A 21,287-nucleotide genomic window follows, 5' to 3' on the forward strand; every position below is an offset into this window, starting at 1 on the left:
TCAAACCTTCCTCAATTACTTCTGTGTGAGACTCGATTACTTTCGCTATTCCGGCAGTTCGAAAACCACCGTGCGTCGCCATCGAGCACCCACACTTATCGGCTGTTGATTTTTAAAGAACATTCGCGGGAAGCGCCTTGCTTTCACCACGTTGCTGCGTCAGCAGCAGAGAAACGAGATTATGAAGAACCTTTTTCGTTTCGTCAACCGGTTTTTTTAACTTCCTAACCTGCCGACTGAACGGGAAAGCCTGTCAATACTGGCTTTCCGGCCTCCCTCGTTTCTTTCGCACCGCGTTGGCCGCAGCGCGAAAGAGCGGAATTCTAGCTACATGCAGCACCGCATGCAAGCACATTTTGAACAATATCGTTAGCGGTGTTTGAAGGCGGGTTTGCGCTTCTCGACGAACGCGGCCATCCCTTCCTTCTGGTCTTCCGTCGCGAACAACGAATGGAACAATCGCCGCTCGAAATGCACGCCTTCGGCCAACGTGGTCTCGTACGCGCGATTGACCGACTCCTTCACCATCATCACAGCCGGCAACGGAAATTCGGCGATGGTCGCAGCCGCGGCGATTGCCTCATCGATCAGATTGGCGGCCGGAATCACGCGCGACACCAATCCGGACCGTTCCGCCTCAACTGCGTCCATGAATCGTCCTGTCAAACACATGTCCATCGCCTTGGCCTTCGAGACCGCACGCGGCAACCGCTGCGTGCCGCCAGCGCCAGGCATGATGCCAAGCTTGATTTCCGGCTGACCGAACTTCGCGGTGTCCGCAGCCAGGATGATGTCGCACATCATCGCAAGTTCACAGCCGCCGCCCAACGCAAAGCCCGCAACGGCCGCAATGATTGGCTTACGAATTGATCGGACAGCTTCCCAATTCCGGGTGATGTAGTCGCCCTTATAGACGTCCATATAGGAATACGTCGCCATCATTCCGATGTCCGCGCCGGCCGCAAACGCTTTTTCACTCCCGGTAATAACGATGGCACCGATGCCTTCGTCCGAATCGAAAGCACGCAATGCTTCGCCCAGTTCGTCCATTAGCACGTCGTTCAGTGCGTTAAGCGCCTTCGGGCGATTCAACGTAATCAGACCGACGCGGCCCCGCGTCTCGACCAGAATGTTCTCGAAAGCCATCCACTCCTCCTAAGTGTTTACCAGCAGGCGCAAAGGACTCGCGCCGCATCCCAACAATGCTAACATTCACCAACCAACCGGTCGGTCAATAAATCGACAAGGTTTCCTCTAACGTTCAGTCAGCATCTTGCCCGCCATGACCCACCCACTCTTTACGAAGCACGAAGACACGCTGCAGAAAGCTCTTACCGCCATCGAAACCCGTGGCTACTGGAGCCCGTTCTCCGAAATGCCGAGTCCCAAAGTGTACGGGGAAACCGCGAACGCGGACGGCGAATCGGCTTTCAAAGCTCTTCTGAACAATCAGTTCGAACTCGACCAGCCGAGCACAGGCGAAACCGTCGGCACGGAACATTCGCCCTTCGGTTTTCCGCTTGGCGTCCGCTATCCCAAATCCAATCCGGACGCACTGATTGCGGCGGCAGTGCTGGCCCAACGCGAATGGCGCGAAGCCGGTCCCAAAGCCTGGATCGGCGTAAGCCTCGAAATTCTTGCCCGTCTTAACCGTCTGAGCTTCGAAATCGCCTACAGCGTGATGCATACCACCGGTCAGGCGTTCATGATGGCCTTCCAGGCGGGCGGTCCGCACGCCCAGGATCGCGCACTTGAAGCCGTCGCCTACGCATGGGACCAACTGCGACGAATTCCCGCCGACGCCCACTGGGAGAAGCCGCAGGGTAAGAATCCTCCGCTGGCGATGCAGAAACGCTTTAACATCGTGCCGCGCGGAACAGGGCTCGTGCTTGGTTGCTGCACGTTCCCGACGTGGAATGGCTACCCTGGCCTCTTCGCCGATCTGGCCACCGGCAACACGGTCATCGTCAAACCCCATCCGGGCGCGATCCTGCCCCTCGCGATCACCGTCCGCGTCGCCCGTGAGGTACTGCGCGAAGCCGGTTTCGACCCGAACGTCGTGACCTTGCTCGCGACCGAACCGAACGACGGCGAACTCGTTCAGAACCTCGCACAACGACCGGAAATCAAACTCATCGATTTCACGGGCAGCACGCAGAACGGCACCTGGCTTGAACGCAACGCGCATCAGGCGCAAGTGTTCACCGAGAAAGCCGGCGTGAACCAGATCGTGATCGATTCGGTCGACGACATTAAAGCTGCCGCGCGCAATATTGCTTTCTCGCTGGCCCTGTACTCGGGCCAGATGTGCACGGCGCCGCAAAACATTTACGTGCCGCGCGACGGCATTCGCACCGCCGAAGGCACGATCCCGTTCCAGGCGGTCGCCGACGCGATTGCCAGCTCCGTCCAGAAACTTGGCTCAGACGCCGCCCGCGCCGTTGAACTGCTAGGCGCGATCCAGAATCAAGGTGTCGAGCAACGTATCGACGAAGCCCGCAAGCTCGGACGCGTGCTCGCGGACAGCCAGTCGCTCGAACATCCCGCGTTCGCAGGCGCCCGCGTGCGCACCCCGCTCGTGCTGCAACTCGATGCCGCGACGGATGAGGCAAAGTTCACGAAGGAGTGGTTCGGCCCGATCTCCTTCGTGATCGCAACGGACTCGACCGAACAGTCGCTCGACCTTGCCGGCCGCATCGCCGCAGAACATGGCGCGCTGACCTTTTCCGTCTATAGCACCGACGACAAGGTCATCGACGCGGCCACCGAAGCCTCGATTCGTGGCGGCGTTGCACTCTCCATCAATTTGACGGGCGCCGTTTTCGTCAATCAGTCGGCTGCGTTCTCGGACTTCCACGGAACAGGTGCCAACCCGGCGGCGAATGCTGCGCTCGCCGATGCAGCCTTCGTCGCGAACCGCTTCCGCGTTGTTCAAAGCCGGGTCCATGTTGAACCGAAGGCCGTTACTGCGTAAGTCGGCCAACCGGTATAGGACGTTCGACCGACGTTTTGGCCTATAACTTCTGGCCGACTCAATATGCGCCGGACGTCGAACTAACATGCAGTCCAAGGGCCGGCACGCTTGCCGGTCCCTCTTCGCAGGAACATCGACATGACCGACGCTTTTATCTGTGACGCAATCCGCACCCCCTTTGGCCGCTACGGCGGCGCATTGAAAGACGTCCGCGCCGACGACCTCGGCGCCGTCCCCATCAAGGCGTTGATCGAACGCAATCCCGGTGTGGACTGGCGCACACTCGATGACGTGATCTACGGCTGCGCCAACCAGGCAGGCGAAGACAACCGCAACGTTGCGCGCATGTCCGCCCTGCTCGCCGGCCTGCCGACCGATGCGCCCGGCGCGACCATCAATCGGCTGTGTGGATCAGGCATGGATGCGGTCGGCACCGCAGCCCGCGCGATCAAGGCGGGCGAGGCGAACCTGATGATCGCGGGTGGCGTGGAAAGCATGACGCGAGCGCCCTTCGTGATGGGCAAAGCGACTTCGGCCTTTTCCCGCCAGTCTGACATCTACGACACGACCATCGGCTGGCGCTTCGTCAACGCGCAGATGAAGCACCTGTATGGCGTCGATTCGATGCCAGAAACAGCAGAGAACGTCGCAGTCGACTTCAACATCAGCCGCGCCGACCAGGACGCGTTCGCAATGCGCAGCCAGGAGAAGGCCGCTCGCGCACAACGCGACGGTACGCTCGCCCAAGAAATCGTGGCCGTCGAAATCCCACAGAAAAAGGGCGCACCGGTCAGCGTGACGCTAGACGAGCATCCGCGCGAAACATCGCTCGAAGCGCTCGGCAAACTGAAGGGCGTCGTGCGTCCCGACGGTTCGGTGACGGCAGGCAACGCGTCCGGCGTGAACGACGGCGCGTGCGCGCTTCTCATCGCCAGTCGTGAAGCTGCGGAGCAATACGGCCTGAAGCGCCGCGCGCGCGTGATCGGCATGGCGACGGCAGGGGTTGAGCCGCGCATCATGGGCATTGGACCGGCGCCCGCCACGCAGAAGCTGCTGAAGCAACTCAATATGTCGCTCGACCAGTTCGACGTGATCGAACTCAATGAAGCGTTCGCGTCGCAGGGCCTCGCCGTTCTGCGTCAACTCGGTTTGCGCGATGACGACCCGCGCGTCAATCCCAACGGCGGCGCAATTGCGCTCGGTCACCCGCTCGGCGCGTCCGGTGCCCGCCTGATTACGACGGCGCTATATCAGCTCGAACGCACGAATGGCCGGTACGCGCTGTGCACGATGTGCATCGGCGTCGGACAAGGCATCGCGCTCGCCATCGAGCGCGTCTGATCGACCCGATTTCGGAAACCGTAGGAGACGAGGAGACAATCGATGCCCTATGAAGCAATCCGCGTAGACATCGACGCCGCGACGCGCGTCGCCACCGTGACGCTAAACCGCCCCGACAAGCTGAACAGCTTCACGCGCGCCATGCATCAGGAACTGGGCGCGGCGCTCGACGAAGTTGAAGCTGCCGGCGCGCGCGCGCTCGTGCTCACTGGCGCTGGCCGCGGTTTCTGCGCGGGCCAGGATCTGGCCGACCTGGATTTCACGCCGGGCGCCATGACGGATCTCGGCGATCTGATCGATCAGTACTTCAATCCGCTGATCCGTCGTTTGCAAGCCCTCAAGTTGCCCGTCATCGCTGCTGTGAACGGCACGGCGGCTGGCGCCGGCGCGAACCTGGCGCTGGCCTGCGACCTCGTGCTGGCCGCGCGTTCGGCAAGTTTCATTCAGGCTTTCGTGAAGATTGGCCTGGTGCCGGATTCGGGCGGCACGTGGCTCCTGCCGCAACGCGTCGGCATGGCTCGCGCATTGGGACTGGCGATCACGGGCGACAAACTCAGCGCGGAAAAAGCGGAAAGCTGGGGCCTCATCTGGCAAGCCGTCGACGACACCGAGTTGCAAGGCACAGCAGCCCAGCTCGCCGCGCAACTTGCGCAGCAGCCCACGCGTGCGATCGCGGCCATCAAGCAGGCAATGCGCTTAAGCGCCACGCAAACACTCGACCAGCAACTCGACCTCGAACGTGATCTGCAGCGCGAACTCGGCGCATCGCACGACTACGCGGAAGGTGTTCGTGCATTCATCGAAAAGCGCGCCCCGCGCTTCGAGGGCCGTTGATATGTCCACGCAACCCAACCTGACCGACGCGATGACACCCGACGAACTCGCCCGAGCCACCGCTGAAGCCATGTACGCGAACGACGCCTGCAGCAAGGCCCTTGGCATCGAAGTGGTCGAAGTGCGCGCAGGCTACGCGCGCCTTCGCATGAACGTGCGGCCCGATTTCCTGAATGGCCATCAGATCTGTCACGGTGGACTGATGTTCACGCTGGCCGATTCGGCATTCGCATTTGCCTGCAACTCATACAACATCAACACCGTCGCAGCGGGCTGCTCGATTGAGTTCCTGCGCCCCGTGCAAGGCGGTGACGTGCTGACTGCGGAAGCGGTCGAGCAGACTTTGAGCGGTCGCAACGGCATCTACGACATTCGCGTCACGAACCGCGCGAACGAAACCGTTGCAATGTTTCGCGGCAAGTCCGCGCAGATCAAAGGCACGGTGATCCCCGTCAATAGCTGACAGGGAATCTCACCACATCAAGTAATTGCGTCGCCTTTCGCGCGGCATCCTATTCTGAAAGCAAGGAGACATCCGATGACAACCCCGCTTCCGCTCGATCCTATTGAAAAAGCGAGCCGCGACGAGCTCGCTGCGTTGCAGCTTGAACGGCTGAAATGGTCGCTGACTCACGCGTATGAAAACTCGCCCGTCTATCGACGCAAGTTCGACGAAGCGGGTGTGCATCCGTCCGAGTTGAAGACGCTTTCGGACCTGTCGCGCTTCCCGTTCACCACGAAGAAGGATTTGCGCGACAACTATCCGTTCGGCCTGTTCGCTGTGCCGCAGGACCAGATTTCGCGGATTCATGCGTCATCGGGCACGACGGGCAAACCGACCGTCGTCGGCTATACGGCACGCGACATCGACAACTGGGCGAATCTCGTCGCGCGGTCGATCCGTGCGGCAGGCGCGCGGCGCGGCGACAAGGTGCACATCAGCTATGGCTATGGCCTCTTTACGGGCGGCCTCGGCGCGCACTATGGCGCGGAACGCGCGGGTCTCACGGTAATTCCGTTCGGTGGCGGCCAGACTGAGAAGCAGGTTCAGCTGATCCAGGACTTCCGTCCAGACATCATCATGGTGACGCCGAGCTACATGCTGTCGATCGCCGACGAACTTGAGCGTCAAGGTGTCGACCCGAAGACATGCTCGCTGCGCATCGGCATCTTTGGCGCGGAACCCTGGACCAACGACATGCGCCGTGCGATCGAAGAACGCATGGGCATCGACGCCGTCGACATTTACGGCTTGTCCGAAGTCATGGGTCCGGGCGTCGCGTCGGAATGCGTCGAGACCAAAGACGGCCCGACAATCTGGGAGGATCACTTCTATCCCGAGATCATCGATCCCGAAACGGGCGAAGTACTCCCCGACGGCGAACTCGGCGAACTCGTGTTCACGTCGCTGACGAAAGAAGCGCTGCCCATCATCCGCTATCGCACGCGCGATCTGACGCGTCTGTTGCCCGGCACGGCGCGCACGATGCGCCGGATGGAAAAGATCACCGGCCGCTCGGACGACATGATGATCATCCGCGGCGTCAACGTCTTTCCGACGCAGATTGAGGAGCTGCTGCTGAAGCAGCGCGCGCTCGCGCCGCACTATCAGATCGTGCTGACCAAGGAAGGTCCGCTCGACGTGATGACGCTGAATGTCGAACCGTGCCCGGAGACGGCGCCTGACAAAACCGCGCTCGACGCTGCAAAACAGGCGCTCGCCTACGACATCAAGGCGTTGATCGGTGTCACGGCGAACGTGGTGCTGCAGGGCGTGAATGGCATCGAGCGCTCGGTGGGCAAGGCGCGACGTGTGATCGACAAGCGTAAAGCTGGCGCGTAAAAGCAAACAGCCCGACGGCTGTCATATAAACCGTCGGGCTGTTCAGCTAACGCTGCCCGTTCGAGGCAGCGCTGAAAATCAGGAATTAGGCAGCAGCAGCCACATCCGTCCGCCCTGCTTCATCTTGCCGGCCAGGTCACCTGCCTCGTCGCCGAGTCCCCAGAAATAGTCGGCGCGCACACCACCCTTGATCGCCGAACCCGTGTCCTGAGCAAACACGAGGCGATTCATCGGGGAATTGGTCAACGGGCGCGTCGTCTGCAGGAAAACCGGCGTGCCAAGCGGAATTGACGACGGATCGACCGCAATCGACCGTTCCGGCGTGAGCGGCACACCCAGTGCACCGATCGGGCCATCGGCACCGCCCGACGGCGCTGCCTCGTTCGAGGGCATCTCGCGGAAAAATACGAAGCGCGGATTCGTGTCCAGCAGCCCATCGACACGCGTCGGATTCGCGCGCGCCCACGCCTTGATGCCTTGCATCGTCGCCTGAGCGGGCGTCAGTTCGCCGCGATCGAGCAGCCATCGGCCGATCGATTTATACGGCTGGTTGTTCGTCCCGCCGAAGCCGACGCGCATCACGCTGCCGTCTTCCATCACGATGCGTCCCGAGCCTTGCACCTGCAGAAAGAAAGCCTCGATAGGATCGTCGACCCAGACAAGCTCATTGCCGGTCAAAGCGCCCGAGCGCTCCAGCTGCGCGCGCGCCGGCAACGCAGAACCGGGACGGTATGACGAAGGCCAACGGTACAAAGCTGTCTGATACACGCCATGACGCACGCGCGAACCCCTCAGCAGCGGCTCGTAGTAGCCTGTCACGAGTCCGTCGAGCGTACCGTCGGTGTTCGCGAACTGGAACGGTGTGAAGTAGGTTTCGAAGAAGGTGCGCGCGCTCGACACGTCCAGGTCATCGAGCATCAACGCAGCCGCGCACGCGCGCCGCCACGTCGGTTGAGCCGCGAGACGCACGCAGTTCTGGCGCAGCGCTGCCGCCGCTCCGATCAGCGAATCGTCCTGCCAGCCCGGCACCTGTTGCCACGCCACGGCGGTCAGCCGCTGTGCAGCTATCTGACCGGGGATGATCGCTGCGCCCGTCGGCGGCGAAACGGACGGCCGCACAACGCCGCCACCGCCGCACGACGCAAGCAGTACAGCAATCGACAGGGCTCCCGCCCAGGCCGCGGCCCGGCGGGCAAAACGCATACAATGATTGTTCTCGATGGAAACTGCCATGTCTGATCTGTTCGACGAATACCCGATGCTCATCTTCGCGCTCGAATCGCTCGTAGCGCTTTTCCTGCTGATTTTCATCGTTGTGTGGACAGCGTCCGGCAAGAAAAAGAATGCCGCACGCCAGAAGCAGGACGCAAAACAGGTCCCGCCGCAGCAGCAACCGCGCCGCTAACTGACCGCCTGCGGTGCGTCGAGTTCAACGCGTGTTCAGTGCAGCGTACGCGGCATGCGTAAAACGAACTCCGGCACGGGCGCGTCCCAGCGCTCGCCGTCCTCCGCCACGCAGAAATATTCGCCGCGCATTGTGCCGACGGGCGTCGCGATCACCGCATAGCTGGTGTACTCGAACTGTTCGCCCGGCTTCAGCAACGGCTGATGCCCGACCACGCCGAGCCCTTTCACTTCCTGAACGCGATTTTCGCTATCCGTAATCACCCAGTGCCGTGCGATCAGCTGCGCGGTGACCTGGCCGGTATTGCGGATGGTGAGCGTGTAGGCGAAAGCGTATTTCCGATGCTCCGGGTCCGACTCTTCGGCGATGTAGCGAACCTGGGAAGACACGCTGAATTCGTACTGACTCATGCTGATTCCGATGGTGAGCGAAGCGCGTGACCGATTGGCGCGAGGCCGCATGGAGGCGGTTCGGCGCGAATGGCTGCACGCCGCGGCACAAGCGTTGACATGGTTTGGCATTCTGCTTGATGCAGCGCGCCCCCGCAACCGCATTGGCCTGCCGGACGAGGCCCGCGAATCTCGCGCGGACCTGGCAACGCGGACGCGGCGCCAAAGGCCGCGCCCCGTCCACCAGCGCTAAAATAGCGCTTTTCTGTCTCCTGCCCCACCCCACGCCATGACTCAATTCCGCATCGCTCCCAGCATCCTGTCCGCCGACTTCGCGCGGCTCGGCGAAGAAGTCCGCAACGTCGTCGCCGCGGGTGCCGACTGGATCCACTTCGACGTGATGGACAACCACTACGTGCCGAACCTGACGATCGGCCCGCTCGTGTGCGAAGCGATTCGCCCGCACGTGCAGGTGCCCATCGACGTGCATCTGATGGTGCGCCCGGTCGACCGCATCGTCCCCGACTTTGCGAAGGCCGGCGCGAACCTGATCAGCTTCCATCCGGAAGGCTCGGATCACATCGACCGCACGCTGTCGCTGATCCGCGATCACGGCTGCAAGGCAGGCCTCGTGTTCAACCCCGCCACGCCGCTGAACTACCTCGATCACGTGATGGACAAGGTGGATCTGGTGCTGATCATGTCGGTGAATCCGGGTTTCGGCGGCCAGTCGTTCATTCCTGAAGCGCTGAACAAGCTGCGCGAAGCTCGCGCGAAGATCGACGCCTACAAGGAAAAGACCGGACGCGAGATTCATCTCGAAGTGGACGGCGGCGTGAAAGTCGACAACATCGCGGAAATCGCGGCGGCTGGCGCGGATACCTTCGTAGCCGGCTCGGCGATCTTCGGCCACCCGGACTACAAGACGATCATCGATCAGATGCGTGACAAGCTGGCATCGGTTGGGCGTTGAGATGGAAACGACGCCTCGTTACCCCGCTCCCGCGTTCACGGCCGGGAAGATTCGCGCGGCCATCGTCGATCTCGACGGCACGATGGTCGATACCGCCGACGACTTCACCGCATCGCTGAACGGCATGCTCGCGCAGCTCGACGCGGACGAAACCACGCGCGAAGAAGTGATGGACTACGTCGGCAAAGGCTCCGAGCATCTGATCCGCAGCGTGCTCGCGCCGCGTTTCGAGGCGCAGCTCGCGCAGTCGCGCTTCGACGAGGCGCTCGCGATCTATCAGGAGGAATACTCGAAGATCAACGGTCTGCACACGCGGCTCTATCCCGATGTGGAAGCAGGCCTGATCGCGTTGCGCGACGCCGGATTGAAACTCGCGTGCGTGACCAACAAGCCGCATCGATTCGCGACGCAACTGCTCAAGCATCACGGGCTGCTGCAGTACTTCGGCGTCGTGCTCGGCGGCGACAGCGTCGCGGCGAAAAAGCCCGATCCGCTGCCGATGCTCACCGCGTGCGAAGCGCTCGGCGTGTCGCCGCAGGAAGCTGTCGCGATCGGCGATTCGCAGAACGATGCGTTCGCGGGCCGCGCGGCCGGCATGGCGACGCTGACCGTCCCGTATGGCTACAATCACGGCGAATCTGTGCAAACCATAAAATCGGATGGTATAGTTGTGTCGCTGTTGGGCGCCGCCAAGGCGATCGCAGCGCACAATGCACTGCAATGAGCAGTAGAATGAGCGCCGACCCAAGCAGCAACCAATCAACGACTTAACAAAGTCTTCTCTCATGTTTCTGAATAAAAAACGGAGTCTGAGCACGATCGACCGGGGAGCCTGGCCCTGGCGTCGCTGGTCGCGCTGATACCTCGCCCGAGGTACGCTGAAGCTCGTCTTTGGCACCCGTTTTTTACTTCGCTGCGCTCACGCGCTTTTCCGAAACGCCGGTTTGACCGGCACGCTAACGCTGCACTCAGTTTCAGCTAGCCGTCGTGTACCTTGCGTACTATCGTCGTGCTGTGAAGCCGTGCATGCGTTCGGGAAAGCGCGCGCCGGTCTCCCAACCTGTGACGAGCACATTCGACCGGTAACGCAGCCCCCGCTTTGTCCGGCGCACCACGGCGCCAGGACGCACGAACAGGATCGGAACATGACCGAACTCGAATTTCAGTCCCTCGCGAACGAGGGCTTCAATCGCATCCCGCTGATCGCCGAAGCGCTGGCCGACCTCGAAACGCCGCTGTCGCTGTACCTGAAGCTCGCGCAAACCGAGCGCAACGGCGCGAACTCGTTTCTGCTCGAATCGGTGGTGGGCGGCGAACGCTTTGGCCGCTACTCGTTCATCGGCCTGCCGGCGCGCACGCTGATCCGCACGAGCAACGGCGTGACGGAAGTCGTCAAGGACGGCAAGGTCACGGAAACGCACGAAGGCGATCCGCTCGAATTCATCCAGCAATACCAGAACCGCTTCAAGGTCGCGCTGCGTCCGGGACTGCCGCGTTTCGCGGGCGGTCTGGCCGGCTACTTCGGCTATGACGCGGTGCGCTACATCGAGAAGAAGCTCGCGCATACCGCTCCGCCGGACGATCTGAACCTGCCCGACATCCAGCTTCTGCTGACGGAAGAAGTCGCCGTCATCGACAATCTCGCGGGCAAGCTGTACCTCGTGATCTACGCCGATCCGACGGCGCCCGAAGCGTACACGCGCGCCAAGCAGCGTCTGCGCGAACTGAAGCAGCGTCTGCGCACCACCGTTCAGCCGCCCGTCACGTCGGCGAGCGTGCGCACGGAAATCTTCCGCGAGTTCAAGAAAGACGATTACCTCGCCGCCGTGCGCAAGGCGAAGGAATACATCGCTGCCGGCGAACTGATGCAGGTGCAGGTCGGCCAACGTCTGACCAAACCGTATCGCGACAATCCGCTGTCGCTGTATCGCGCGCTGCGCTCGCTGAATCCATCGCCGTATATGTATTACTACAACTTCGGCGATTTCCATGTGGTGGGCGCGTCGCCGGAAATTCTGGTGCGTCAGGAAAAGCGCAACGAAGACCGCATCGTCACGATCCGTCCGCTCGCCGGTACGCGTCCGCGCGGCAACACGCCCGAGCGCGACACCGAACTCGCGACCGAACTGCTGAACGATCCGAAGGAAATCGCCGAACACGTGATGCTGATCGACCTCGCGCGCAACGACGTGGGCCGCATCGCGCAGATCGGTTCGGTGTCCGTGACCGACAAGATGGTGATCGAGAAGTACTCGCACGTGCAGCACATCGTCAGCTCCGTCGAAGGCACGCTGAAGCCGGACATGACCAACTTCGACGTGCTGCGCGCAACGTTCCCGGCGGGCACGCTGTCGGGCGCACCGAAAGTCCGGGCGATGGAACTGATCGACGAACTCGAACCGGTGAAGCGCGGCCTGTACGGCGGCGCCGTCGGCTATCTGTCGTTCACGGGTGAAATGGACCTCGCGATCACGATCCGCACGGGCGTGATCTGCAACGGCAATCTGTATGTGCAGGCGGCAGCGGGCGTGGTCGCCGACTCGGTGCCCGAATCCGAATGGCAAGAGACCGAGAACAAGGCGCGCGCCGTGATGCGCGCCGCAGAGCAAGTGCAAGACGGCCTCGATAGCGACTTCTGACGGGAGACTGACCATGCTGCTGATGATCGACAACTACGACTCGTTCACCTATAACCTGGTCCAGTACTTCGGCGAACTCGGCGAAGACGTGCGGACCTATCGCAACGACGAAATCACCCTCGACGAGATCGCGAAGCTCAACCCTGAGCGCATTTGCCTCTCGCCGGGACCGAGCAATCCGCAACACGCGGGAATCACGCTCGACGTGCTGCGCGAGTTTTCCGGCAAGTATCCGATTCTCGGCGTGTGCCTCGGCCATCAGGCAATCGGCGAAGCATTCGGCGGCCGTGTGGTGCGCGCGCAGACCATCATGCACGGCAAGGTGAGCCAGATCGAAACCGACTGCAAAGGCGTATTCGCCGACCTGCCGAAGCACTTCACCGTCACGCGCTATCACTCGCTGGCCATCGAGCGCGAGTCGCTGCCCGATTGCCTCGAAGTGTCCGCATGGACCGATGACGGCGAAATCATGGGCGTGCGTCACAAGACGCTGCCCGTGGAAGGCGTGCAGTTCCACCCGGAATCGATCCTGTCGGAACACGGCCACGCATTGCTCGAAAACTTCGTGAAGCAGTCGAAGGCTGCCGCACGCAGCGCTTAACAAGGAGACGTGACCATGATTACGCCGCAAGAAGCGCTGCAACGCACGATCGAGCATCGCGAAATTTTCCACGACGAAATGCTGCACCTGATGCGCCTCATCATGCGCGGCGACATGTCGCCCGTGATGGCGGCCGCGATCATCACAGGCTTGCGCGTCAAAAAAGAGACCATCGGCGAAATCACTGCGGCGGCCACGGTGATGCGCGAGTTCGCACGTCACGTTGAAGTGCAGGACAACTCGAACTTCGTCGATATCGTCGGCACGGGTGGTGATGGATCGCACACGTTCAACATCTCCACAGCGACGATGTTCGTGACGGCAGCAGCCGGCGCGAAAGTCGCGAAGCACGGCAATCGCGGCGTGTCGAGCAAGTCAGGCAGCGCGGACGTGCTCGAAGCGCTTGGCGTGAATATCGACTTGCAGCCGGAACAGGTGGCGGCATCGATCGCCGAAACGGGCATGGGTTTCATGTTCGCGCCGAACCATCACCCGGCGATGAAGAACATTGCGCCCGTGCGTCGCGAACTCGGCGTGCGGACCATCTTCAACATTCTCGGCCCGCTGACGAATCCGGCCGGTGCGCCGAATCAGTTGCAAGGCGTGTTTCACCCTGACCTCGTCGGCATTCAGGTTCGCGTGATGCAGCGTCTCGGCGCCAAGCACGTGCTGGTCGTGTATGGTATGGACGGCATGGATGAAGTGTCGCTCGGCGCGGCCACGCAAGTCGGCGAACTGCGCGACGGCGAAGTGCGCGAGTACGAGATTCATCCTGAAGACTTCGGCATGCAGATGGTGTCGAACCGGACGCTGAAAGTGGCGGACGCGTCGGAATCGAAAGTGCTGCTGCTCGAAGCGCTCGACAACAAACCGGGTGTCGCGCGTGAAATCGTCACGCTGAACGCGGGCACGGCGCTGTACGCGGCGAACGTCGTGGATTCGATCGCGAACGGCATTGAACTCGCGCGCGAAGCCATCGCGAGCGGCAAGGCGCGCGCGAAGGTCGACGAACTCGTCCGCTTCACGCAGCAATTCAAGAAATAACGGAACTCCCATGAGCGATATTCTCGACCGCATCATCGACGTCAAGCGCGAAGAAGTGCGCGTCGCGCAGCAAAGCGCGCCGCTCGAAGAACTGCGCCTGCAGGCGTCGACGCGCGATCTGCGCGATTTCGTCGGCGCGATTCGCGCGAAACACGAGGCGGGCCTCGCCGCCGTGATCGCCGAAGTCAAGAAAGCGAGCCCGTCGAAAGGCGTGCTGCGCGAAAACTTCGTCCCGGCGGAAATCGCGCGTTCGTACGCGAAGCACGGCGCGGCGTGCCTGTCCGTGCTGACCGACGTGCAGTTCTTCAAGGGCAGCGCGGCCTATCTGGAAGAAGCGCGCGCCGCGTGCGAACTGCCCGTTCTGCGCAAGGATTTCATCGTCGATCCGTATCAGATTCTCGAAGCGCGCGCGATGGGCGCCGACGCGATCCTGCTGATCGTCGCGGCACTCGAAACCTCGCAGATGCAGGATCTCGAAGCGTACGCGCACTCGCTGGGCCTCGCGGTGCTCGTCGAAGTGCACGACAAGAACGAACTGGTCGAAGCACTGACGCTGAAAACGCCGCTGATCGGCGTGAACAACCGCAATCTGCGCACGTTCGAAACGTCGATCGATACGACGCTCGGCCTGCTGGACATGATGCCGGACGACCGCATCGTCGTGACGGAATCGGGCATTCTGTCGCGCGTCGACGTCGAGCGGATGCGCGCGATGGACGTGAACACGTTCCTGGTGGGCGAAGCGTTCATGCGCGCGGAAGAGCCGGGTGCAGAACTCGCGCGCATGTTCTTCTGATCCTTTCGACGAAAGCAAGCGAGCAGCACGATGGGCATGGAGCAGGAAATCAAGCTGGCGTTGCCGCCCGGTCAGGTCGGCGCGGCGACGCAATGGTTCATCCAGCGCGCGGGCAGCGCCGGCCGCACGATCACGCTGGAGAACAGCTATTACGACACGCCGTCGCTGACGCTCGCGCGCGCGAAAAGCGCGGTGCGCGTGCGCCGTACGCCGGATGGCTGGCTGCAGACCTACAAGACGGTCGGCACGTCGACGGGCGGCTTGCACAGCCGGCACGAGTGGGAAATGCCCGTCAAAGGTAACGCGCTCGAAATCGACGCGCTGCTTGAAGCGTGCGACGACGAGCCGTCAAAAGCGGCGCTCAGCAGCGCGCGTGACGAACTGATTCCGCTCTTCAGTACGAATTTTTCGCGGACGATCTGGCATGTGAGTATCGACGGCGCCGACGTTGAAGCGGCCATCGATCAGGGCGGAATTCTCGCGGTCGTGAACGGCGAAACGCGACGCGCGCCGATCTGCGAAGTCGAACTGGAACTGAAGCATGGCGACGCGGGCGCGCTGCACGCGTTGTCGGCGGAACTGGCGCAAGCGGTGCACGGCTTGCGTCCCGACGACATCAGCAAGGCGCAGCGCGGTTATCGTCTGCGCGAAGGCAGCTCGCACTAGGCGATGTTGGCGGCGAACGGCGAGCGAAAGCGCATCTTGAGCGCGCCCGCGTTTGCTGCCACACTAGCCCGCCATGAATTCCGCAAAACGCTCCCACACTCCGCCGACGCAAACTTCGCTCTTCGCCGAAGAGCAAGCAGCGCCCTCTCCCACCGCCAGCGTCCAGACGCTCGAATCGCAATTCGAAGCGTTGCCGACCACATGGCGCACGCACCTCAAACCGTTCACCGATAGCGACGCGTACGCGCCGCTGTGTCGTTTCGTCGATGGCGAACGCGCGGCGGGCAAAACCGTGTATCCCGCCGATGTCTTCCGCGCGCTGCGGCTCACCAGTCCTGACGACGTCAAGGTCGTGATTCTCGGCCAGGATCCGTATCACGGCGAAGACCGCGGCACGCCCCAGGCGCACGGTCTGGCGTTTTCGGTACCACCTTCGGTGCGTCCGCCGCCGTCGCTGCGCAACATCTTCAAGGAAATCGCGGCGAGCTTGGGCCATGAAGCGCCGCAGCACGGCTGTCTCGACGCGTGGGCGCGACAAGGCGTGTTGCTGCTGAATACGGTGCTGACGGTCGAACGCGACCACGCCGCGAGCCACGCCAAGCGCGGCTGGGAAAAATGCACCGACACGCTGATCCACGAACTCGCGAAGCGTCACGACGGCCTGGTCTTCATGCTGTGGGGCGCGCACGCGCAGGCCAAACGTGCGCTGCTCGAAGGCAAGTCGCATTACGTGCTGGAAGCGCCGCATCCTTCGCCGCTGTCCGCGCATCGCGGCTTTCTCGGTTGCGGGCATTTCGCGCTCGCCAACGAATTTCTCGACAAGCAGGGCCGTCCGACCATCGACTGGCGTTTGCCGGAAACGGGCGAAGTGTTCGCCTGAAGCTCCTCTAGCAACACCGCGCCGCCTGAAAAAGAAAACGCCACGGAATTGTGTTCCGTGGCGTTATGTTTTGCCGTCGCGACACGGCTGATCACCGTATCGGACGCGCGAGCGGTCCGCCGGATGGCGAGCCGCAAAACCGCAAAACAATTCAGAAAACTTACGCTGCCGCGATCGCTTCGCGTGCGCCGGCCAATGCTGCCGTCGCTGCGTCCGGGCCCATGTTCAGGCCTTCCGCGTAGATGAAGTTCACGTCCGTCATGCCGAGGAAGCCGAGGAACGTCTTCAGGTACGGCGTCTGCGAGTCACCCGGCGTGCCGAGGTACACGCCACCGCGTGCCGACACCACGAACACCTTCTTGCCCGTCACCAGACCTTCAGGGCCGTTCGCGCCGTACTTGAACGTGATGCCAGCGCGTGCGATGAAGTCGAAATACGTCTTCAGGTGTGACGAGATGCCGAAGTTGTACAGCGGCGCGCCGATCACGACGATGTCGGCGGCTTGCAGTTCGGCGATCAGCGCTTCGCTGCGCGCTGCTATCGCTTGCTGCTCGGCCGTGCGTTGTTCAGCCGGCGTGAAGAATGCGCCGAGAATCGCGTCGTCGAGGTGCGGCAGTGCGTCTTCGTGCAGATTGCGGACGACGACTTGCGCGCCCGGATTCGATTGTTGCAGCTTTGCCGTCAGTTCGTTGGCCAGCAGCGTCGATTGAGCGCCTTGCGAGCGAGCCGACGAATTGATTTGCAGGATCGTGGTCATTCTGTGACTCCAGTGAGGGGCGCGCTGTGTTGCGCGAGTGGAGCCATTGTGTTTTTTTACCCGGCCGGGAAAAAGTAGCGCGGCGGCGACGGATTGTTGCACCGATAGAACAATCCGCCGCCGGGTTTGGCCGGACAAAAGGTCGCGAAAGCGGTTACTTGCCGCCCAGCCAGCGCTTGCGTGCCGTCACCGCCGATGCGCGCCTGTCGTTCGCGGTGAGCTTGTAGCGCGAGACTTCCGGGCCATCCAGCTTGACCTGCGCGACGCGCAGCTCGTCGCGCCGGAATGCGTGCACTTCGACCTTCGCGCCGGGCTGATAGCGCGACAACAGCGTGTCGAGATTCGAGCCCGTTACGCGCAAACCATCGACGGCGATCAGCACGTCGCCCGCCGAGAGGCCCGCTTTCTGCGCCGCGCTGCCGTCGTGCACAGCCGCCAGCGTGCAGTCCGCGCCGCCGCGCACGCGCGCGCCGAGCGACGGCTTGGCCTTCGGATCGACGTCCGGCTCGAGCGACACGGCAAACGATGCCAGCATCGATTCGAGCGGCAGATCGCGCGTGCCGCGCACGCCTTCCGCGAAAATTTCCGACAGATCCGCGCCGGTGGCTTCGGCAAACAGCGCCTCGACTTCGTCTTCGGCGATGCCCTGCCCCTTGTCCTTGTAGAAATCGCGTCCGTAGCGCTGCCACAGCAGACGCATCACGTCGTCGAGCGATTTGCGGTTCTGCGTTTGCGCGCGAATCGTCAGATCGAATGCGAGCGCGACCAGCGAACCCTTCGTGTAGTAGCTGACGATCGAGTTCGGCGCATTCTCGTCCTGACGGTAATACTTGACCCACGTGTCGAACGAGCTTTCGGCGACCGTCTGTTTCAATCGACCGCTGCCGCGCAGCACGCCGCCAATCGTCTTGCCGAGCAGCGTGAAATACTCGGCTTCCTTGATCAGCCCGCTGCGCACGAGCATCAGATCGTCGTAGTACGACGTGAAGCCCTCGAACAGCCACAGCAGCGTCGTGTAGTTTTCCTGGTTGAGGTCGTATGGGGCGAACACGGCCGGCTTGATGCGCTTCACATTCCACGTGTGGAAATACTCGTGGCTGCACAGGCCGAGATACGTGCGATAGCCGTCCGTCGTCTCGTCGCGGCCCGTGACGGGTAAGTCCGAGCGGTTGCAGATTAGCGCAGTCGACGCGCGGTGCTCCAGCCCGCCGTAGCCATCGGTGACGGCTTGCGCCATGAACACGTAGCGGTCCATCGGCGCTTTCTTCGAGCGCGGCTCGAACAGCGCGATCTGCGCTTCGCACACGCGCTTCAGATCCGCGGACAAACGCTCCATGTCCAGCCCGACCACGCGCCCCGCGATCACGACATCGTGCGGCACACCGTGCGCCTTGAACGTGCCGAGCGAGAATTCACCGAGCGTCACGGGATGATCGATCAGCTCGTCATAGTTCTGCGCGCTGTACTCGCCGAAACCGTAGCGCTTCGTGCCGCGCGCTTCCGTCAGCGACGTGGCGACGCGCCAGTCGCGAAACTGCGGACCGGCCGGCTTCTGGATATCGACAACGCACGGCGCGTCCTCGAAACCGTGCGGCGACAGGAACACGCTCGTGCCGTTGAAGAAACCCGTCGTATCGTCGAGATGCGCGGCGCGCACCGACATGTCCCACGCGTACACCTCGTAGCGCAACGTCAGCGCGCCCTTGACGGGCGCCGCCTGCCACGCGTGCTTGTCGGTCTTTTCGACGCGCACCTTGCGGCCTGCGTCGTTGAACGCGCGCAGCGTGACGATGTTGCGCGCGAACTCGCGGACCATGTAGCTGCCGGGAATCCACACGGGCAGCATGAAGCGCTGGCCGGACGGATCGGGCTCGGCGACGGTCACGGTGACTTCGAAAATATGGGCGGCGGGTTGCTTCGGAACGATGGTGTAGCGGATCGGCTTCATCGGCGCTCGTGTGTGGAATCTCATGAAGAAAAGACAAGAGGCGCCAGGCGCCTCCTTTCAAACAGCTTCAAATAAGGTACGCAGTTCAGCGCACCGAGGACAACGCCTTGTCCAGTTCGTCCGCCGGCACGGCGCCCGGCAGGCGGCGGCCATCGGCGAGGAACACGGTCGGCGTGCCGCTGACGTTCATCGACTGGCCGAGTGCCAGGTTCTTGTCGAGCGCTGCCGTGTCGCAGGTGCCCGGCGCGGTCGGCGCGCGGTGATCCTGCATCCACGCTTCCCACGCCTTCGCGCGGTCGGCGGAACACCAGATCGACTTCGACTTCACCGTCGAATCCGGCGACAGCACCGGGTACAGGAACGTGTAGATGGTGATGTTATCCATCGACTTCAGCGTCGTTTCGAGCTGCTTGCAGTACGGGCAGTTCGGATCGGAGAACACGGCGATCTTGCGGCTGCCGTTGCCCTTCACCACTTTGACCGCGTTCGCGAACGGCAGGCTCGCGAAATCGATGCGGTTGGTTTCGGACAGGCGCGCTTCCGTCAGATTCTTGCGCGTCTTCGCGTCGACCATGTCGCCGAGAATCAGATGGTCGCCCGTTGCATCGCTGTAGATGATCTGCGAGCCGAGGTTCACTTCGTAAAGCCCGTCGATCGGCGACTTCGACACGCTCTTGATCGACGCTTCGCTCAGACGCGATTGCAGCGTGGACTTGAGCTTGTCGGTGGTCTGGTCGGCCTGCGCCGAACAGCCGAGGCCGATGGTCGCGACGGCCAGCGCCAGCGCGGCGATACGGATATGTTTCTTCATGCTGCTGCTCCTGATTCGATTTGGCGCGCGGCGAGCTTGCCGCTCATTTGCGCCGGTGTTCATGTTCCGCGCGGGTTTCCGGGTGCACCGGAATGTTCCCTGTTGCAACGTTCGTGTCGGGCACTGTTGCGACGATGGTATGCCTTGCGTTCAATCCTGTCAGGCGTAGACGCGACGGCCGATTCTTCAGCCCAGCGCCGCCGACACCAGCCAGCGCTTGACCAGCGGCTGCGCGCCGACGAACGCCATGCCCGTATTGCGCACCGCGCGCGCGACATTGCCCGGCAGCGCGAACAGCTTTTGCAGGCCGTCCGTGGCGATGGTCAGCGCACGGATGTCTTCGCTGCGCGAGCGCTCGTAGCGGCGCAACAGCACCGTGTCGCCGATATCGCGAAACGCCTCTTTCTTCGCGATCACGTCCACCAGCGACGCGACGTCGCGCAAGCCGAGATTCATGCCCTGCCCGGCAAGCGGATGAATCAGATGCGCGGCATCGCCAACCAGCGCGACACGCGGCGCGACCAGCTTGTCGACCGTTTGCAGCGCGAGCGGGAAACCTTGCGCGGGCGTCACGCATTCGAGCGTGCCGAGCGCGCCCATCGTCGCGCGTTCGACTTCCGCTGCCAGCTGCGCCGGGTCGAGCTTGATGAGCGTGGTTGCGTGTTCCGTCTTCGCCGACCAGACCAGCGACACGTGACCGTCAGGCAGCGGCAGCAACGCGATGATCTCGCCGTCGCGGAACCACTGGTAGGCCGTCTCGCCGTGCGGACGCTCGGCCTTGAAATTCGCAACGACGCCCGTCTGACGATAATCGCGCCGGTTCACCTTCGAGCCGATCTGCGCGCGAACCCACGAATGCGCGCCATCCGCGCCGACCACGAGATCCGCTTCGAGCACGTTGCCATTCGCAAGACCGATCGTCGCGCCGCCCGGCTTGACGTCGAGCCCCTGCGCGCGCGTGTCGAGCCACGTGAGATTGGGCTGGAAACGCAGCGCGGCGTCGAGCGCCTGCTCGATCAGCGACGATTCCGCGATCCACGCCAGTTGCGGCACGGAAGCCTGAAAAGCCGAGAAATGCAGTTCGGCGTGTGCGTCGCCGTAGACACGCATGTCATAGACGGGCGCAAGCCGCGATGGTTGCAGCGCCTGCCACACGCGCAGACGCTCGAGCAGCGCCTGCGAACTCGCGGACAGCGCATAGACGCGCGAGTCGAACACGGCGTCGGCGGGCAGCGGCTGGCAATGCTGCGCGAGCAACGCGACGCGCAGCCCGCTTTGCGTCAGCGCAAGCGCGGCCGTCTTGCCGACGAGCCCGCCGCCGATCACGGCGACATCGAAGGACTGATGGTGAGCATTCATCCGGCCATTATAGCCGCGAGGGGTGCC

The 21,287-nt window shown here is 62.6% G+C and carries 22 protein-coding genes; 15 read left to right on the top strand and 7 right to left on the bottom strand.

Features of this window, described 5'->3' with window-relative positions:
- A partial coding sequence (locus tag G3O01_RS26955; protein WP_205809686.1) for a hypothetical protein occupies positions 1–228 on the top strand: 228 nt, incomplete at its 5' end.
- Between the two features lie 141 nt (positions 229–369).
- Here G3O01_RS26955 and G3O01_RS26960 read toward each other — a convergent pair.
- Positions 370–1,146 (bottom strand): enoyl-CoA hydratase, encoded by a 777-nt coding sequence (locus tag G3O01_RS26960; protein WP_205809687.1) that lies wholly within the window; start codon positions 1,144–1,146, stop codon positions 370–372.
- A 136-nt stretch (positions 1,147–1,282) separates the two neighbouring features.
- On the opposite strand from G3O01_RS26960, the gene paaN reads away from it, so the two are divergent.
- The 5 genes from paaN (at position 1,283) to paaK (ending at position 6,992) form a co-directional block, all read left to right on the top strand.
- Positions 1,283–2,974 (top strand): phenylacetic acid degradation protein PaaN, encoded by a 1,692-nt coding sequence (paaN, locus tag G3O01_RS26965; protein WP_205809688.1) that lies wholly within the window; start codon positions 1,283–1,285, stop codon positions 2,972–2,974.
- Between the two features lie 138 nt (positions 2,975–3,112).
- Positions 3,113–4,315, top strand: a complete 1,203-nt coding sequence (pcaF, locus tag G3O01_RS26970) for a 3-oxoadipyl-CoA thiolase (protein ID WP_205809689.1) — start codon at positions 3,113–3,115, stop codon at positions 4,313–4,315.
- A 42-nt stretch (positions 4,316–4,357) separates the two neighbouring features.
- Positions 4,358–5,149: a 2-(1,2-epoxy-1,2-dihydrophenyl)acetyl-CoA isomerase PaaG gene (gene paaG, locus G3O01_RS26975; protein WP_205809690.1), complete on the top strand. Its 792-nt coding sequence runs from the start codon at positions 4,358–4,360 to the stop codon at positions 5,147–5,149.
- A gap of 1 nt (position 5,150) precedes the next feature.
- Positions 5,151–5,612, top strand: a complete 462-nt coding sequence (paaI, locus tag G3O01_RS26980; RefSeq protein ID WP_205809691.1) for a hydroxyphenylacetyl-CoA thioesterase PaaI — start codon at positions 5,151–5,153, stop codon at positions 5,610–5,612.
- 75 nt (positions 5,613–5,687) lie between these two features.
- Positions 5,688–6,992, top strand: coding sequence for a phenylacetate--CoA ligase PaaK (paaK, locus tag G3O01_RS26985; RefSeq protein WP_205809692.1), 1,305 nt, complete (start codon positions 5,688–5,690; stop codon positions 6,990–6,992).
- 78 nt (positions 6,993–7,070) lie between these two features.
- Here the strand turns inward: paaK and G3O01_RS26990 are convergent, their stop codons facing one another.
- Entirely contained in the window at positions 7,071–8,303 is a 1,233-nt protein-coding gene (locus G3O01_RS26990) for an MltA domain-containing protein (RefSeq protein WP_205809693.1), read from the bottom strand.
- Between G3O01_RS26990 and G3O01_RS26995 the strand changes: the two genes are divergently transcribed.
- Positions 8,224–8,397: a hypothetical protein gene (locus G3O01_RS26995; RefSeq protein ID WP_205809694.1), complete on the top strand. Its 174-nt coding sequence runs from the start codon at positions 8,224–8,226 to the stop codon at positions 8,395–8,397. The genes G3O01_RS26990 and G3O01_RS26995 overlap by 80 nt on opposite strands.
- A gap of 35 nt (positions 8,398–8,432) precedes the next feature.
- On the opposite strand, the gene apaG is transcribed toward G3O01_RS26995, so the two are convergent.
- Positions 8,433–8,807: a Co2+/Mg2+ efflux protein ApaG gene (apaG, locus tag G3O01_RS27000; RefSeq protein ID WP_109481538.1), complete on the bottom strand. Its 375-nt coding sequence runs from the start codon at positions 8,805–8,807 to the stop codon at positions 8,433–8,435.
- Between the two features lie 268 nt (positions 8,808–9,075).
- Between apaG and rpe the strand changes: the two genes are divergently transcribed.
- The 8 genes from rpe (at position 9,076) to G3O01_RS27040 (ending at position 16,385) form a co-directional block, all read left to right on the top strand.
- Positions 9,076–9,759 carry a ribulose-phosphate 3-epimerase gene (rpe, locus tag G3O01_RS27005; RefSeq protein WP_205809695.1) on the top strand — a complete coding sequence of 228 codons (684 nt, stop codon included), beginning with the start codon at positions 9,076–9,078 and terminating at the stop codon, positions 9,757–9,759.
- A 1-nt stretch (position 9,760) separates the two neighbouring features.
- Positions 9,761–10,483, top strand: a complete 723-nt coding sequence (locus G3O01_RS27010) for a phosphoglycolate phosphatase (RefSeq protein WP_205809696.1) — start codon at positions 9,761–9,763, stop codon at positions 10,481–10,483.
- Between the two features lie 421 nt (positions 10,484–10,904).
- Complete coding sequence (trpE, locus tag G3O01_RS27015) at positions 10,905–12,398, top strand: anthranilate synthase component I (RefSeq protein ID WP_205809697.1); 1,494 nt, start codon at positions 10,905–10,907, stop codon at positions 12,396–12,398.
- Positions 12,399–12,411: 13 nt separating this feature from the next.
- Positions 12,412–12,999, top strand: coding sequence for an aminodeoxychorismate/anthranilate synthase component II (locus G3O01_RS27020; RefSeq protein WP_054929067.1), 588 nt, complete (start codon positions 12,412–12,414; stop codon positions 12,997–12,999).
- A gap of 15 nt (positions 13,000–13,014) precedes the next feature.
- Complete coding sequence (trpD, locus tag G3O01_RS27025; RefSeq protein ID WP_205809698.1) at positions 13,015–14,043, top strand: anthranilate phosphoribosyltransferase; 1,029 nt, start codon at positions 13,015–13,017, stop codon at positions 14,041–14,043.
- Between the two features lie 10 nt (positions 14,044–14,053).
- Positions 14,054–14,839 carry an indole-3-glycerol phosphate synthase TrpC gene (gene trpC, locus G3O01_RS27030; protein WP_205809699.1) on the top strand — a complete coding sequence of 262 codons (786 nt, stop codon included), beginning with the start codon at positions 14,054–14,056 and terminating at the stop codon, positions 14,837–14,839.
- A 30-nt stretch (positions 14,840–14,869) separates the two neighbouring features.
- On the top strand, positions 14,870–15,505 hold the full coding sequence (locus G3O01_RS27035) for a CYTH domain-containing protein (RefSeq protein WP_205809700.1): 636 nt from the start codon (positions 14,870–14,872) through the stop codon (positions 15,503–15,505).
- A gap of 73 nt (positions 15,506–15,578) precedes the next feature.
- Positions 15,579–16,385 carry a uracil-DNA glycosylase gene (locus G3O01_RS27040; protein ID WP_205809701.1) on the top strand — a complete coding sequence of 269 codons (807 nt, stop codon included), beginning with the start codon at positions 15,579–15,581 and terminating at the stop codon, positions 16,383–16,385.
- Between the two features lie 160 nt (positions 16,386–16,545).
- Here G3O01_RS27040 and G3O01_RS27045 read toward each other — a convergent pair whose 3' ends face one another.
- From G3O01_RS27045 to G3O01_RS27060, 4 genes are all read right to left on the bottom strand, one after another.
- On the bottom strand, positions 16,546–17,142 hold the full coding sequence (locus G3O01_RS27045) for an NAD(P)H-dependent oxidoreductase (protein WP_205809702.1): 597 nt from the start codon (positions 17,140–17,142) through the stop codon (positions 16,546–16,548).
- Between the two features lie 154 nt (positions 17,143–17,296).
- Positions 17,297–19,090 (bottom strand): PDZ domain-containing protein, encoded by a 1,794-nt coding sequence (locus G3O01_RS27050; protein WP_205809703.1) that lies wholly within the window; start codon positions 19,088–19,090, stop codon positions 17,297–17,299.
- Positions 19,091–19,175: 85 nt separating this feature from the next.
- Entirely contained in the window at positions 19,176–19,901 is a 726-nt protein-coding gene (locus tag G3O01_RS27055; protein ID WP_205809704.1) for a DsbC family protein, read from the bottom strand.
- A gap of 186 nt (positions 19,902–20,087) precedes the next feature.
- Entirely contained in the window at positions 20,088–21,260 is a 1,173-nt protein-coding gene (locus G3O01_RS27060) for a UbiH/UbiF family hydroxylase (RefSeq protein WP_205809705.1), read from the bottom strand.
- Positions 21,261–21,287 lie beyond the last annotated feature (27 nt).

Source organism: Burkholderia sp. Ac-20365 (genome assembly GCF_017104715.1).
In the GTDB taxonomy this organism is placed as follows: domain Bacteria; phylum Pseudomonadota; class Gammaproteobacteria; order Burkholderiales; family Burkholderiaceae; genus Paraburkholderia.